Source organism: Calothrix sp. PCC 7507 (genome assembly GCF_000316575.1).
In the GTDB taxonomy this organism is placed as follows: Bacteria; Cyanobacteriota; Cyanobacteriia; order Cyanobacteriales; family Nostocaceae; genus Fortiea.
The window spans coordinates 3,484,903-3,500,678 of record NC_019682.1; the positions used below are offsets into that span (position 1 = coordinate 3,484,903).

Genomic DNA, 15,776 nt, shown 5'->3' on the forward strand with positions numbered 1-15,776 from the left:
TCGCAACCACCAAAAGATAGAGTTGACTCCCCCAACCCTGTTGTAAAATAGACATAGCAATGATTTGGGGGGCCATTTACTGGTCATAAACGCCTATAGAAACTATCTTTGGAAATCTTCAGGGTCTGAAGTCCAGCCAGCTGAAGCAACTACAGCGGCTGTATCACCAGCGCATACCGGGCGACACCATCACCACGTCCGATTTCTCCCAGCGTCTGGCAGCTATTAGCACAGAACTGAATCAGCCTGTGTGTGCCTACCTCAACCGTCGCGGACAAGTAATTCGTGTGGGGGTAGGCACACCGCGTCAAACCCAAATTCCCCCGCTGGAATTGCCCCGTTACGGTGCTGAACGACTCAGCGGTATTCGTTGCATTGCTACCAATCTGAAGCCAGAACCGCCCAATGAAGCGGCACTGACAGCAATGGCTATGCAACGATTAGATGTCCTAGTGGTGCTAAATATTACAGGCACAGGATTCACACGGCGGGGAGGTGGCGCGGCTGGGTACATCAAAGAAGCTTATTTAGCTCATCTCACACCCCAAGATTCTCGCGCCTTAATTACAAGTCCATCCTTGCTCAAGGTGGAGTCGAACAATGTCCAATCACCAAGTTGGACTGTATCATCGCCTCTGAGTATTGACGATTTAGCACTGCAAGATTTTCTCGAATTGGTAGAAAATCTCGAAGCAGAATTCCAGCGAGAATTTGTCGCTCAGGAAGTAGATGCTGATCATGATCGCGTGCTACTTGTAGGAGTGATCACTGATCAGATCACACCCCAACGATTCCAAGACACCCTAGCAGAATTGGCGCGGTTAGTGGATACTGCAGGCGGAGATGTATTACAGACGCTACAACAAAAGCGATCGCGCATTCATCCCCAAACGGTAGTTGGTGAAGGTAAAGTGCAAGAAGTAGCCCTCACAGCCCAAACCATTGGCGCTAATCTCGTGGTCTTTGACCGCGACCTCTCACCCTCTCAAGTCCGCAACCTAGAGGCACAAATTGGTGTCCGGGTCGTTGACCGCACCGAAGTAATTTTGGATATTTTCGCCCAACGAGCTCAATCCCGTGCTGGTAAATTACAAGTAGAACTAGCGCAGTTGGAATATATGCAGCCGCGACTTACTGGTAGAGGACGGACAATGTCCCGATTAGGTGGTGGTATTGGTACTCGTGGCCCTGGTGAAACCAAACTAGAAACCGAACGCCGAGCCATTCAACAACGCATTTCCCGACTGCAAAAGGAAGTGAACCAGTTGCAAGCACATCGTTCTCGCTTAAGACAGCGGCGACAACATCAAGAAGTGCCCTCAGTTGCTTTGGTTGGTTATACCAACGCTGGTAAGTCTACCTTGCTGAATGCCCTCACGAATGCAGAAGTTTACACAGCAGACCAGCTGTTTGCGACTCTTGATCCCACTACACGCCGCCTGGTGATTCCCAATTCGTCCACTAGTGAACCCCAAGAAATTCTTATTACGGATACGGTAGGGTTCATACATGAACTACCTCCATCCTTAATGGATGCCTTCCGCGCCACCTTAGAAGAAGTTACCGAAGCCGATGGCCTATTACATTTAGTGGATTTATCTCATCCTGCTTGGTTGAGTCATATTCGCTCAGTTAGGGAAATTTTGGCACAAATGCCAATCACCCCCGGCCCGGCGCTGGTTGCTTTTAACAAAATTGACCAAGTCAGTAGTGAGACTCTGGCTTTAGCGAGAGAAGAATTTCCCTTAGCAGTGTTTATCTCAGCCAGTCAGCGCTTGGGATTAGAAACTTTACGTCAACGCCTTGCTCAGTTGATTCAATATGCAGTCAATTCTGGTAAATATTAAAAATTAGCTAGCCGGACTGGGGATTAGGGATTAAAGAATTTATAACTATATCTCCTTCCCAGTCCCCAGTCCCTATTCCCCATTGCCCCTTATCCCCAGAGGGGGCCCCGAGTTCCCCAGTCCCAATACTTAGATAAGTAATCAGCAGATTTAAAGACCTTTTGGTGTTTTCCAAAACTGACCGGAGTAGTTACCACAATCTGCCATTGTTGGTTTATTATTTTTACCATCATTGATGATATCTAAGCATTTATTTTCGCCTGTAAACTGTGTTTTAAACCGTGAATAACCAGGTTGTTTTGTACGCTCTATCTTCCAAAACTGACCAGAGTAGTTACCACAATCTGCCATTGTTGGTTTATTATTTTCACCATCATTGATGATATCCAAGCATTTGGACTTACCTGTAAATTGTGTTCTGAGGCGGTAATATCCTGGAGTTTTAGTACGTTCTACCTGCCAAAGCTGCCCCGAATAATTGCCACAGTCTGCCATAGTAGGTTTGTTGTTTTCGCCATCATTAATAATATCCAGACATTTCTTATCGCCTGTAAACTGTGTTTTTAAACGATAAGACGATGATTGAGCAATTGCTTCTGGGAATGTTGGCAGAATTACTAACATGGGAGTGATCACAGCCAAGAAAATGCTAAAAGATTTTTTCATGAGCGGAATGATTTACCAAACAAAGCAAAAATTAGTTTAAATAATATACTAAATTGTTACTTTAGGGAAAGCGATCGCCACGAATCGACATCTTTGCCGATATAAAGTTGCTCCAGAGGGTTAAAACCCAATAAATGACCCGCAGCAGCAGGAGACGCACTGTTGACTGATGACAAATGACAAATGACAAATTTAAACTCTCGGATGCAGGCGGTACAATCACCAATTATTCCTGTAGTTGGGGAATTGATTAAAAATTCGCCGGGAACTATTTCCTTGGGACAAGGCGTAGTTTCCTATAGTCCACCACCTGAGGCAATTGAGCTTTTACCTAAGTTTCTGGCTGAACCAGCTAATAATTTATATAAAGCTGTAGAAGGAATTCCTGATTTATTGACAGCACTAACAGGAAAATTGTCAACTTTCAACAATATTGAAATCAACGCGAGAAACTGTATTGTGGTGACAGCGGGAAGCAATATGGCCTTTATGAATACCATTCTGGCTATTACTTCCCCAGGTGACGAAATTATTTTGAATACGCCTTACTATTTCAATCATGAAATGGCAATTACTATGGCGGGGTGTCATGCAATTTTGGTAGAGACAGATGAAAATTACCAGTTGCGTCCAGAGGCTCTTGCTCAAGCCATTACTTCCAAAACACGGGCAGTAGTCACAATTTCACCCAATAACCCGACAGGGGTAGTTTATTCAGAAACAGCGTTGCACCAAGTCAATCAAATTTGTGGCGATCGCCAGATCTATCATATCAGCGATGAAGCCTATGAATATTTTACCTATAACGGTGTGAAGCACATTTCCCCAGGTGCATTTCCTGGCAATAGCGAGTATACCATTTCTCTTTATAGCCTCTCCAAAGCCTACGGTTTTGCGAGTTGGCGCATAGGCTATATGGTGATTCCCCAAAACTTACTGGCCGCCGTCAAAAAAGTCCAAGATACAATTCTGATTTGTCCGCCAGTAATTTCCCAGTATGCAGCATTAGGGGCATTGCAAGCCAAAGAAGCCTATTTGAGAGAAAATATAAAAGCGATCGCTGAAGTTAGACACATAGTACTTGACTCTCTCCAACGCCTACAAAATCTATGTACCATTACCCCTGCTGAAGGCGCTTTCTATTTCTTCCTCAAAATTCACACCCAGATGGATTCCTTTGTATTAGTCAAACGACTTATCCAAGAACATCAAGTAGCAGTTATTCCAGGTACAACTTTTGGAATGAAAGATGGATGCTATCTCCGAGTTGCTTATGGTGCGTTGCAAAAAGAGACAGTAAAAGAAGGTATTGAGAGACTAGTGCAAGGATTGGAAACAATAATATCTTGACCTGAAAACTCATCTTTGAAACCATGCCAATTATTCATAAACTAATTGAAATTTCCACCCAACCAGGGATTAATATTCATCACATAACACCGCAAATTCAGGATTTTATTGCTGTAAACAGCATTAAAAATGGTCAAGTTTTAGTATTTGCTCGACACACCACAACCGCCTTAGCTATCAACGAAAATGAAGAAAGATTATTAGAGGATATAAAAGTATTTTTGCAGAAATTAGCACCAGAATCAGACCAATATCTACATAATGATTTACATTTAAGGGATGTCCCAGAAGACGAACCGATAAATGCTCACTCACACTTAATGGCCATGATGCTCAACACTAGTGAAACAATCCCGATTGTAGATGGTAAATTAGCATTGGGAACTTGGCAATCTGTGTTATTTTTTGAGCTAGATGGTCCGAGGAAAAGAACTATATCTCTGCAGGTTTCCGGTGAATAAAGCAGTTAACAGGCAATATATTTATGGCTCAAATAACAATCTATTTGAGTAGGCGATCGCTACATTAGTTATGTCAAATAGCCAAAACTTTTTATTACGTAATATTTGGTACTATGCCCTACCTAGTTATCAGATCAAACCTGGTAAGATGGTCAGCCGCACTTTTTTAGGAGAACCAGTGCTGTTAGTTCGTAGCCAAGATGGCAAAGTCTCAGCCTTACGGGACATTTGTCCTCATCGTGCTGTGCCTTTGAGTTGCGGTCGATTTGATGGGCAAGAAGTTGAATGTTGTTACCACGGCTGGCGCTTTGATCCTGCTGGACGCTGTACTGCAATTCCATCGCTAGTAGCAGGGCAAGAGACGGATTTGAGTCGCTTCAATGTGAAGTCTTATGAAATCCGCGAAGCCCAAGGTAATATCTGGATTTATATGGCAGATCCGGATAACCCTCAACCTCCCGATTCAGAAATAGAGATTCCGGTGATTGCAGGCTTTGAAGAGCGATCGCCACAACTAGTTGAGGTCATGCGCTTCCCCTGTTTCGTGGATCACGCTGTCACAGGTCTGATGGACCCTGCTCATTCACCATATGTTCACCAAGTATGGTGGTGGCGATCCGCCAAACTCAATGAGGAAGCCAGACAATTCGATCCCTCGCCCTACGGATTTACCATGCGACGACACCAATTGTCACCGAGTATGGGTAAACTATACAAGTTTGTCGGCAATGGTATTCCGGAGACAGAGATTTCTTTTCGTTTGCCTGGAATCAGAGTGGAACAGACAACCAGTGGCAACCAGCGAGTCTGTAATTTGACAACTGTCACACCCATTTCAGACACAGAAACTGAGGTAACTTTCACTCTTTATTGGACACACTCTTGGTTGGGAGGTTTCAAGCCATTGCTACGCTCATTGATCAGGACGTTTTTGGGTCAAGATAGAATGGTAGTGGAAAAGCAACAAATTGGCTTGAAGTATAACCCTATACTGCGATTGATTAAGGATTCAGATATCCAGGCACAGTGGTACTACCAATTAAAGCGAGAATATTCTCAGTCTATGGCAGAAGGGCGAGAATTTCAGAACCCTGTCAAGGGTCAGATACTCCGCTGGCGCGGCTGAGATGAAAATTAATCCAAATTAAATTCTGCCAACTCTAATTGCTCAAATAGTTGATTTCGGTCTACTGCAGATAATATTTTATTATTAGCGCGTTCAGAATTTAAAGCACGGACGACTAATTGAGCGACATCTGCACGATGGATGCTGCCCACAATTAGGGGATTTTCAGTTAAAACTCCATTGCCAGTTGCCGGTTCTGATTTGAGTCCACCAGGACGGATAATGGTGTATGTAAGTCCACTGCCGATTAAGTGTTGTTCGGCTTTGTCTTTTTCAGCTAAAACTGGGCCTAGTGCTGCTAAAGCTTGAGGTGATAAAGCATCGACACTATTACCAGTACCGATAGAAGTAATGAGAATAAACTTTTTTACTCCGGCTTTGACTGCGGCATCAATCAGATTTTTATTACCCAAATAATCGGGTCTTTCGCCTTCACTAGGCAAACCACCTAGAGTGCTGATAACAGTATCAATCTTTTCATCTGTTAGTATTGCGCGTTCCACATCTTCTACATTTAAAGCATCACCCAGAACTACCTGAATACCTAATGCTTCTAATTCAGCAGCAACGGTGTCTGTTCTCAGAAGTGCTTTAATTTTTAACTTTTGTGCTGTTAAGCATTTGGCTATTTCTCGTCCAACACCACGACTAGCACCAGCCAGAAAAATATAATTTGTCATTTGTCATTTGTCATTTGTCAAGAGTCATTTGTCAAGAGTCAAGAGTCAACCCTTCGGCTACGCTCAGGGCAAGAGGTCAAAAGTCAAGAATTATTAGTTATTTCTTCCTGTACCTGACCCTATTCCTTACTTATTTGCACTCAAAGGATTTTATCAGAGGATTGGCAGCATTGAGTAATTGCTCTAGTTTTGGGAATGCGTCTGATTGGAGGTAAACATGAGCATCAATAAATAAACTTATAATTTCAGCCATCAACAACTGGAAGTTTTCCTGGGGTTGGGTGGCGGGGAAGTCAGGATAAGGTCTAGCTATAGTAGAGTCTAGGTGATCAGCTATCGAAAAGTGATTAGCACCTTCAAGAAGTAGTAAATAGCTGTCATTTCGTCCCCCAGCGATCGCTTCTTGAAATGTCCGGATGACTGGTGTGGTAGGATCTGCTGAATTGATGCCATAGCGTGAGCTACTGTTAGCTATGACTCCATCACAGGTTCCTGCTATGAGTAGCAGAGGTAGAGAGTCTGGTAACGGTAAAATAGTACCTGCTTCATATCCTTGGAGTAAAGATCCTGCTGTATGTGCGCCATAGGCAAAAGATGCTGCAATTTGGGGGAAAAAACCGAGGTCTGCATTTTCCATCGCTACTCTACCACCTGCGGAGTGTCCACCTAAAACAATTTTTTCCAGGTCAAGCATCCCAGTCAAAATTCCCTGATTTTGCAACTGTTCTAATTTAGCCAGTAGAGCTGGTAACGCTGTAGCAGTAAAAGTACTACGATAAGTTTTTGGTTTAGTGTTTTGTAAATCGACTCCGGGAGTGAGGCTAATTATTCCTGGTAGATTTTGTGCAACCCAATTAAAGAGAACTACCACCAGTCCACATTCAGCGAGTTTCACCGCCAGCCAACGATATTGTTGAGCATCACAGTTAAAACCGTTGAAAAAAATCACTACTGGAAAAGGTGCTTTTTCGGTATCAACAGGCACAATTCCCATATTTTTTGCTAAATCATTCCCTGACATCTGTCCAGGGTATAAAATTTTGAGATGAATGGTATCGTAAGGTGACTGCGTACCCTCAACTTTAGCAGCTTCAAAAAAAGCACTAACTGGCATTTGTCGCCTCCTGATTTTTAGACAAACTTAATTGTCATTGGTCATTGGTTATTTGTCATTGGTCATTTGTCAACAGTCAACAGTCATCAGTCCTCAGTCCTCTCTTTCTTTACATGGGTATTTGCTGACAAAAGATTTTCATCAATTTTTAATTCTTCCTTGTCGTCACACCTGATTTTGCAAGCATAACTGTCTCCGTAGAAACAGTATCTCGCCCTCCAGGTTCGTTAGAATGAACTGAAATCATCATAACTCCCATACCTCAGCCCTATCAGTTCGTGATATGTTTGAGTCCTACACGGGTGTATCTTGACCGCAAACACATGCCTTTGACTGTGTTTTATTAGACTGATAGAATTACTGAATTTTAATTAACTAAGGTTATAAACTTGAGTAATTGCATTGGTATAGCTTACCGTAAGTATGCAATAGTGTGTCCCTCTAATGCAAATGGATTGGATTAGCTTACTAAAAGCTCAACAAGCTGACTTCTTGCAACGTGTGAAGAAAACCAAGACTAATGACTTATCTTTACTAGCAAGTCAAGTCAAGGGTTGCCACAATGAAATAATGGCATTTAGGGGCGAACCAATGGCAAAACTCCTAGAATTATCTCGCCAACAAGCAGAAATTCTCGCCAAATTTCCGCCGCCTACGCCACCGGAATATCCCGAACCTCCCGACTGGGAGATACCTTTTGCTCAATACTTTCAGCAGCAAGCGGCTGATTATCTTTTGCGAGAGCAAATCGTTGAGCGAATCATGACTGAACGTCTGGGTAAGTTTGTGAAAAAAGTGCCACAAGACGCAGTTCAAAACATGGTTTTAGACGATGAGGGAAATTTATGCAGTGAAAGTAAATTTATTTATTTAGTTGCGGCAGATCCAAAATTAAGTATTCAAGTTTATGCTGCTGATGGAGAAAGTTTTAATGGCATTAAGAAAGACAAAATTAGATGGTCAGTTAGTCAAGATGATTTTACAAATCACCAATTATTAATTTTTTTGTGTTTATTCTATCCGTCTACTGGTAAATTAGGCTACGAAAAACAAGCGGTAATTACAGGGTTTTTACCAACTGCTCAGATTGAGTTTACTGAATCAAAACTTTATGTTACTCCCAGTAAATTGTTGTACGCGGGAGGATTGAGTTGGTATTTAGAATCACTACTTGGTAAAAAAAATGCAGCTTCAGAGGTAGTTGAGAGTAGAATTACCGAAACAGTGCGGACTTTGCCAGCAGAACATCCCCTGAAAAATATTATCGGTGACTGGGAATATTGGCAGACTTTGAAAGGACACACCAGAGGAATTAATTGCCTTGCTTACTCTTCTCCTGTGGGAGACGTTTCGCGGACGCGATCGCTGAAGACAAAGAGTTTAGAGTGTAACAATGGTAGAACCTTACCGATATTAGCTAGTGGTAGTCATGGACAAACGAAGCTATGGGATTTAAGCAAGGGTGAATTAATAGAGACATTGTCAGAGTCTCCTTGGGTAATATCTGGGCTGGTGGATGAGGTGAATTCCCTAGCTTTTAGTGCTGATGGGCAGACTTTAGTGAGTGTTGGTGCAGATTCCACGATCAAGATTTGGCACGTCGGGGCACGAGATTTGATTGATATCTTGCACAAACATCATGGGGTGGTTAGGTGCGTGACTTTTACCCCAGGCGGCAGGATGTTAGTAACTGGCGGTGATGACAGAAAAATTCTGTTTTGGGATTTGACAGAACGGCGAGTAGCGATCGCTCTTTCTTTAGATGATACAGCCGCTCATTCCCTCGTTTTGAGCCAAGATGGACAAACTTTGGTTACAGGTAGCTACCGGAAAATCAAAGTCTGGCGCACCTCTTACCAAATGGGAGAAATACCTTTCAATGATCTGCCGCCAACACATATACTGTTGGGTCATGCACATATCGTGCGTTCCCTAGCTATAAGCGCGGATGCTAAAGTTCTCGTTAGTGGTAGTAAAGACTCAACGATTAAAGTTTGGGATTTAGAGACTGGGGAGTTAATTCGCACCCTCAAGGGACATAGAGATGAAGTCTGTGCGATCGCTTTAAGTCCCGATGAGCAAATTATCGCCAGCGGTAGTGCTGATAAAACTATCAAATTGTGGCATGTAAAAACCGGAGAACTATTAGCTACTTTTACAGGACATACCAACACAGTCACAGCCGTAGCCTTCACTGCTTCTGGTGAGATGTTAGTCAGTGGGAGTCTGGATAAGACAATTAAGATTTGGCAGCGGAGTTAAATCAGTTATCAGTTATCAGTTATCAGTTACTTGTACTGAGCGTAGTCGAAGTATCAGTTATCAGTTGCAGCAGATTGCAGCTTTGTGAGGTATAGATGATGGGAGCATCCACTTTTGGCGCGCCCTCAAATTAGAAGTCTGGGGCTATATAAACTAAACCCGCCTTTCCTGCTGAACGCTACGCGAACGCGGGTTTCAGAGAGTCCGAGAAGGCGGACTACCCTTCGGGAACGCCAAGGGCGAACGTTTGTGTAGCCGCGATTTCCAATCGCCTGGTATATCTTTGACTTTTCGGGTACGCTCAGAACTCCGTTCATCTAGTTCAGAACTCCGTTCATCAAGCTCAGAACTCCATTCATCAAGCTCAGAACTCCATTCATCAAGTTCAGAACTCCATTCATCAAGCTCAGAACTCCATTCATCAAGCTCAGAACTCCATTCATCAAGCTCAGAACTCCGTTCATCAAGCTCAGAACTCCGTTCATCAAGCTCAGAACTCCATTCATCAGTCTTTGAGATTGGTGAATGAGTATTAGAACAGGAAAATACGATCGCACTTTCTAAAAAAATATTTGTAACTTAGCGATCGCCTCCAGCATGACATAGCCCATCACCCATAATTAAACTATCTCCTATATTTTATTCACTTATGGCGATCGCCTCTCAACCCCAGCTAAGTTTAGACGACTTCCTCAAGCTACCAGAAACTGAGCCAGCGTCAGATTTTGTCAATGGTGAAATTATTCAAAAACCTATGCCTCAAGCCGAACATAGCCGACTACAGATGAAACTCGGTAATGTCATTAATAACGTAACTGAAAGCCCAAAAATTGCTTATGCTTTCTCAGAACTGCGTTGTACCTTCGGCGGTGCTTCTATCGTCCCTGATTTGGCGGTGTTTCGCTGGGAGAGAATTATTAAAACAGCATCTGGTAGACTTGCTAACCGCTTTGAAATTCATCCCGATTGGGCGATTGAGATTCTTTCCCCAGACCAAAAATTAAAAAAAGTGCTGAGTAAATTGTTGCATTGTTCTCGCAATGGTAGTGAATTAGGCTGGTTGCTCAACCCAGAAGATGAAAGTGTGCTGGCGGTGTTTTCTGGACAGCGGGTGGAGTTATACGAAGGTGCTGATAAATTACCTGTGATTGAAGGTATTGAGTTGGAATTAACAGCGGAACAAGTTTTTGGTTGGTTGAGTTTGTTATGAAAAAGCGTAAGCGATCGCATAGCATTCCCTAACGCTCATAATTAAAATATCTCCTAATATTTCATTCACTTATGACTATCGCCTCTCAACCCCAGCTAAGTTTAGAGGAGTTTCTCAAACTACCAGAAACCGAGCCAGCATCAGATTTTCTCAACGGTGAAATCATTCAAAAACCCATGCCCCAAGGCGAACATAGCTTACTCCAAGTTAAATTTTGCACTTTCATTAACCAAGTAGTAGAAACAAAAAAAATTGCTTACGCTTTCCCAGAATTGCGTTGCACTTTTGGTGGTGCTTCCATCGTCCCCGACGTGGCGGTGTTTCGCTGGGATAGAATTCCTAAAACGGCATCTGGTAGAATTGTTAACCGCTTTAACATTCATCCTGATTGGGCAATTGAGATTCTTTCCCCAGACCAAAAACAAACAAAAGTGCTAAGTAAACTATTGCATTGTTCCCGCAATGGTAGTGAATTAGGCTGGTTACTTAACCCGGAAGATGAAAGTGTGCTGGCGGTGTTTCCTGGACAGCGTGTGGAGTTATATGAAGGTGCTGATAAATTACCTGTGATTGAAGGTATCGAGTTGGAATTAACAGCGGAACAGGTTTTTGGTTGGTTGAGTTTTGGTTAACAGGACTTACGTATTGACAGAAAAAACGAAATATGCATAATGGAAAAACACATATTTCGTAGGGGTTTAGCACTGCTCATGCGTGTCAACTTGAGCTAAAACGCTTACCCGACATACGTTTTACCCCACCCCTCAATCCCCTCCCCTTGCCAAGCAGGGCTGTTTCATTCCCCAAAGAGCTTTAAAAATCAAGGGTTATAGCAATTTAAAATTGGTTATTTTGTTACCAGCGTGTCGATAGAATGAACTATTTTACTGATATTTAAGTGCTTAAATGTTCATCTCATCGTCACCCTTACTTACAATTTTCTCGCTAACCATCTTGACAAATCCTCTTTGAAATGGAATGAATCGGCCCTGCCTTGCCAAGGGGAGGCTACCGTGTACACACAAGTGATTGAATCACCCCAAAACCTTTAAAAGTAGGGGAGCCAGTCACGTGGGCGGGTTTCCCGACTTGAGGGAACTGGCGTTGTGTTATGCCGGAGGCTAACGCACCATCCGAGATTTGCGGTGCGTTAGGACTTTAGTCCATAACGCACCCTACCGAACGAAAACGAATGCAGGTGAGATTTTCCGACTTGTGTGTACACCGTAGCCAAGGGGAGGGGAGGTTTTGCGTCAGCAAAGCCGGGGTGGGGTAATGCGGATCGTGATGGTAAGTGAGCGAATTGAAGATCATGTCTTGACAAGGCTTTCACGTTAAGTTGACACCAATGAGCACTGCTAAACCCCTACAATATCGGGCTATTTACCATCAATATAATCATTAATCAAAGTCTGAAACGAGCGATTTTGGTCAAAGCAAACATGATTAATTTGTACAGTGCGTAAGTCCTGGTTAAGATGAACACCGAAATCAAATATCCACCAAAGCTAAAAGCTATCAGTATTCATGCTCCATTTGCCTATGCTATCTGCAAAGGGTTCAAAAATGAAGAATATAGAACTCAGCCAACTAATCGTAGGGGGTGGGTATTAATACACGCTTCTCAATCAAAACAAAGTGATGATTATTTTGCCGAATATGGCATTGATTTGACAACAGTTAAACGGGGTGCAATAGTGGGTGCGGTAAAAATCATTAATTGTGTTGGTTTTCCCGGAAATTATGCATATCAGCTAGCTAATCCTATAAATTTTAGCCGTCCTGTAGAAGGGGTGAAAGGAAAACAAGCAATATTCTGGGGACCGAAAACAGATGCAGAAAAAATAGCTTTTACTTTGGGGTCTGAACAAATAAGAGAATTTTTGCTTGGCAATGAACGTTAACTTAAAATCAAACTAAACTATTGTCTAAGCGGTAGAAAATCATAGCTATGACCTTAACTACCTATAAATGGACAATTGAACGCTATCACCAAGCAATAGAAGCAGGTATCTTTGACGACCAGCTAATTGAACTATGGCGTGGCGATCTGATCATTATGACTCCAGAACGAGAACCTCACGCCTACTACAACACAGAAGCAGCCGATTATCTCCGCACACTGCTGGGTGAACAGGTCAAAATCCGCGATGCTAAACCCATTACCCTCCCCAATAATTCGGAACCTGCTCCTGATATTGCCATTGTCAAACCTTTAGGCGCAGTCTACCTAGAACATCATCCATACCCTGAAGACATTTTCTGGATTATCGAATTTTCCAAAGCCACTTTGAGCAAAGACTTAGGTGAGAAAAAAGATATCTACGCCCAAGCAGGTATTGCTGAATATTGGGTTGTTAACCTCAAGTCTCCGCAGTTGCAAGTATTTCGAGACTTACAAAATGGGCAATACACAACAGAACTCACACTTACCACAGGCGCTATTGCTCCTCAAGCCTTTCCTGATGTATCTGTCCAAGTTCAGCGACTCATCCCAATTCGGAATTCCTAAGCCGTGCCCCTACAGCTTGCGATGTAATGCTCTACCGCATCTGAATGGGAACCGCCATAACATTTAACTATAAAAAAGCGATCGCCCTCTTTCCAGAAGCGATCGCTGTTTAAATTCCGTTTTTTCGCGCTCTTCTTTGCGCCTCTGCGTCTACCCTGGGGGTTCCGCTTGCGGTATGCGTGAGCTTTTAAAAGTATTGTTAATCAACACCAAAGTATTTATGCAAGAAGCCCATTAATTCAAAATAGATTGCAACAGTGGCTTATCTGCAGATAACTTACCTGTCCGCAACCATTCTGCCATGTCATCGGGGGCTATTGCTTGCTGGAGGCGATCGCGTAATTGAGAACCTTCCAGGACTTCTTTTTGCAACAATTCTTGTGCAGTCTCTTCGAGTAAGTCGCGGTTCTGTTGCAGAATACTCAAGGCAATGTGATGAGCATTATCTAAAGTCAGCTTAACTTCCCGATCGATTTCCTCAGCTACCTTTGGACTGATGGAACGGCGGGGATTACCATAACCTTCGATAAACTGCTGCTGGACTTTTTCAAAGGCTACTGGCCCCAATTTATCGTTCATCCCATAGATAGTAATGGCACGTTCTGCCAAGTCGGTGGCTTTCTGAATATCATCAGAAGCACCAGTAGACACCTTCCCAAAGACAATTTCCTCAGCAGAACGTCCACCCAAAAGAGTCGCAATCCGTCCGCGGATTTCATCTTCAATCATCAAGAAACGGTCTTCTTCTGGCATTTGAATTGTGTAACCCAAAGCACCTACACCACGTGGCACAATAGAGATTTTTTCCACATTACCAGCACCAGGCATTAAAGCACCAATAATGGCATGACCAACTTCGTGATAAGCTACAGTCTTTTTCTCAGTTTCATTGAGTATCCGAGAGCGTTTTTCCAACCCAGCAACCAGACGCTCAATAGCTTCGTTGAAATCTGCCATTACCACAGCTTGGCGATTTTTTCGAGCCGCTAACAGTGCGGCTTCATTTACCAAGTTAGCTAAATCTGCGCCAGCAAAGCCAGGTGTTCTGATAGCGATGGTAGCCAAATTAACATCATCAGCTAATTTGACATTTCTAGCATGGACATTGAGAATCGCCTCCCGACCAATTTTATCAGGGCGATCAACCACAATTTGGCGGTCAAAGCGACCAGGACGGCGTAAGGCGGGGTCTAGGACTTCGGGACGGTTGGTAGCAGCGATAATAATTACCCCTGTATTGGCATCAAAACCATCCATTTCGGTGAGTAATTGGTTGAGGGTTTGTTCCCGTTCATCATTACCACCGACGAAGCCGCCAGCGCCACCGCGAGACTTACCCAGTGCATCTAACTCATCAATAAAGACGATACAGGGAGCTTGTTTTTTGGCTTGTTCAAACAAATCGCGGACTCGCGCCGCACCTACGCCTACAAACAATTCGATAAACTCTGAGCCAGAGATACTAAAGAATGGAACGCCAGCTTCCCCAGCGATCGCTTTTGCTAAAAGTGTTTTACCTGTCCCTGGAGGCCCTACCAGTAATGCACCTTTAGGAATTTTTGCTCCCAAATTGGTGTATTTGGTGGCATTTTTCAAGAAATCGACAATTTCTTCTAATTCGGCTTTGGCTTCATCGACACCAGCCACATCCGTAAATTTCACACCTGTACTACCGTCAGATGAGATTCTGGCTTTGCTTTTACCTACCGTCAGTGCAGCGGGGCCGCCACCACCTTGACGATTCATTAAAAAGCCCCAAATACCAAAGAAAATTAACGGTGGTGCAACCCAGCTAAGTAAAGTCCCAATCCAGCCATTTTGGTCTGGCGGTGGGGCTGCAAACTCTACATTATGCTCACGCAGAATCTTTGGTAAATCTAAATCTATTGCTACTGGTGTAGTGGTGAATACCTGTTCAGTGGGTTGTCCATCGGGGGTTTGAGTTTTGAGGGAATATTGAATGCGATCGCTACCCACAATCGCCTTATCTACTTTCCCGGCTTCTACCTGAACAATAAAATCACTATATGGAACTTGCGGTAATCGGGAACCGAAAAAACTCGGAACAATTAAATTAAGCAATAGTAACAGAGTTAATAGAACTAGAAAACTACCACCAAATTGCCGCCATTTAGGTGGTTTGATTTGGCTTTTGTTATTGGTTTCAACAGGCATTTTGATGTACCCTCGATTAAATCAGTGAACAGTCATCAGTCAACAGTCATCAGTTTAAATTTGTCGTTGCAGAACAAAGATTGCAAAGATTTGTATCTATGGGTCTATTCTAGAGAGTAGATGGTGCGTGCCAAATTCGTGTACACCCCACCAAAAAATGTGTATAGCCGAACTTTATGGAAAATCAGTTGGGATTGGTTCTGAAAGTATTTCTGCTCTCTACTTTGCTGTCACTGTTAATTAAGTATGCAGCACCTAGTCTGGCGATTCCCGGGACAGATATCAACGCACTGATTATTGTTTTATTACCAAGTGTGATTTTAGCGATCGCCCTCACGTGGCGATTCCAAGCGCAAAAACAAAATTAAGGGCA

14 protein-coding genes are annotated in these 15,776 nt (G+C 43.2%); 10 read left to right on the plus strand and 4 right to left on the minus strand.

The window, feature by feature from the left end; genetic code table 11:
- Positions 1-95: 95 nt before the first annotated feature.
- Entirely contained in the window at positions 96-1,847 is a 1,752-nt protein-coding gene (hflX, locus tag CAL7507_RS14775; RefSeq protein WP_015129279.1) for a GTPase HflX, read from the plus strand.
- Positions 1,848-1,997: 150 nt separating this feature from the next.
- Here hflX and CAL7507_RS14780 read toward each other — a convergent pair whose 3' ends face one another.
- A complete protein-coding gene (locus tag CAL7507_RS14780; protein ID WP_015129280.1) occupies positions 1,998-2,513 on the minus strand; it encodes an RICIN domain-containing protein in 516 nt (171 codons plus the stop codon).
- A 183-nt stretch (positions 2,514-2,696) separates the two neighbouring features.
- Here CAL7507_RS14780 and CAL7507_RS14785 point away from each other — a divergent pair, with 183 nt between their 5' ends.
- From CAL7507_RS14785 to CAL7507_RS14795, 3 genes are all read left to right on the plus strand, one after another.
- Positions 2,697-3,863 (plus strand): pyridoxal phosphate-dependent aminotransferase, encoded by a 1,167-nt coding sequence (locus CAL7507_RS14785; RefSeq protein ID WP_042341347.1) that lies wholly within the window; start codon positions 2,697-2,699, stop codon positions 3,861-3,863.
- 23 nt (positions 3,864-3,886) lie between these two features.
- Positions 3,887-4,324: a secondary thiamine-phosphate synthase enzyme YjbQ gene (locus CAL7507_RS14790; RefSeq protein WP_015129282.1), complete on the plus strand. Its 438-nt coding sequence runs from the start codon at positions 3,887-3,889 to the stop codon at positions 4,322-4,324.
- A gap of 70 nt (positions 4,325-4,394) precedes the next feature.
- Positions 4,395-5,450 (plus strand): aromatic ring-hydroxylating dioxygenase subunit alpha, encoded by a 1,056-nt coding sequence (locus tag CAL7507_RS14795; protein ID WP_015129283.1) that lies wholly within the window; start codon positions 4,395-4,397, stop codon positions 5,448-5,450.
- 8 nt (positions 5,451-5,458) lie between these two features.
- Here the strand turns inward: CAL7507_RS14795 and CAL7507_RS14800 are convergent, their stop codons facing one another.
- Positions 5,459-6,130 (minus strand): SDR family oxidoreductase, encoded by a 672-nt coding sequence (locus tag CAL7507_RS14800; RefSeq protein WP_015129284.1) that lies wholly within the window; start codon positions 6,128-6,130, stop codon positions 5,459-5,461.
- Between the two features lie 130 nt (positions 6,131-6,260).
- Positions 6,261-7,244, minus strand: a complete 984-nt coding sequence (locus CAL7507_RS14805) for an alpha/beta hydrolase (RefSeq protein WP_015129285.1) — start codon at positions 7,242-7,244, stop codon at positions 6,261-6,263.
- 444 nt (positions 7,245-7,688) lie between these two features.
- On the opposite strand from CAL7507_RS14805, the gene CAL7507_RS14810 reads away from it, so the two are divergent.
- From CAL7507_RS14810 to CAL7507_RS14835, 5 genes are all read left to right on the plus strand, one after another.
- Positions 7,689-9,506: a WD40 repeat domain-containing protein gene (locus CAL7507_RS14810; RefSeq protein ID WP_015129286.1), complete on the plus strand. Its 1,818-nt coding sequence runs from the start codon at positions 7,689-7,691 to the stop codon at positions 9,504-9,506.
- Positions 9,507-10,155: 649 nt separating this feature from the next.
- On the plus strand, positions 10,156-10,716 hold the full coding sequence (locus tag CAL7507_RS14820) for a Uma2 family endonuclease (protein ID WP_015129287.1): 561 nt from the start codon (positions 10,156-10,158) through the stop codon (positions 10,714-10,716).
- 71 nt (positions 10,717-10,787) lie between these two features.
- A complete protein-coding gene (locus CAL7507_RS14825; protein WP_015129288.1) occupies positions 10,788-11,348 on the plus strand; it encodes a Uma2 family endonuclease in 561 nt (186 codons plus the stop codon).
- 846 nt (positions 11,349-12,194) lie between these two features.
- Positions 12,195-12,620 carry a hypothetical protein gene (locus CAL7507_RS30135; protein WP_015129289.1) on the plus strand — a complete coding sequence of 142 codons (426 nt, stop codon included), beginning with the start codon at positions 12,195-12,197 and terminating at the stop codon, positions 12,618-12,620.
- A 47-nt stretch (positions 12,621-12,667) separates the two neighbouring features.
- Positions 12,668-13,228, plus strand: a complete 561-nt coding sequence (locus CAL7507_RS14835) for a Uma2 family endonuclease (protein WP_015129290.1) — start codon at positions 12,668-12,670, stop codon at positions 13,226-13,228.
- A 234-nt stretch (positions 13,229-13,462) separates the two neighbouring features.
- Here the strand turns inward: CAL7507_RS14835 and ftsH are convergent, their stop codons facing one another.
- Positions 13,463-15,403 (minus strand): ATP-dependent zinc metalloprotease FtsH, encoded by a 1,941-nt coding sequence (ftsH, locus tag CAL7507_RS14840; protein ID WP_015129291.1) that lies wholly within the window; start codon positions 15,401-15,403, stop codon positions 13,463-13,465.
- A 176-nt stretch (positions 15,404-15,579) separates the two neighbouring features.
- On the opposite strand from ftsH, the gene CAL7507_RS14845 reads away from it, so the two are divergent.
- On the plus strand, positions 15,580-15,771 hold the full coding sequence (locus CAL7507_RS14845) for a hypothetical protein (RefSeq protein ID WP_015129292.1): 192 nt from the start codon (positions 15,580-15,582) through the stop codon (positions 15,769-15,771).
- Positions 15,772-15,776: the final 5 nt, after the last annotated feature.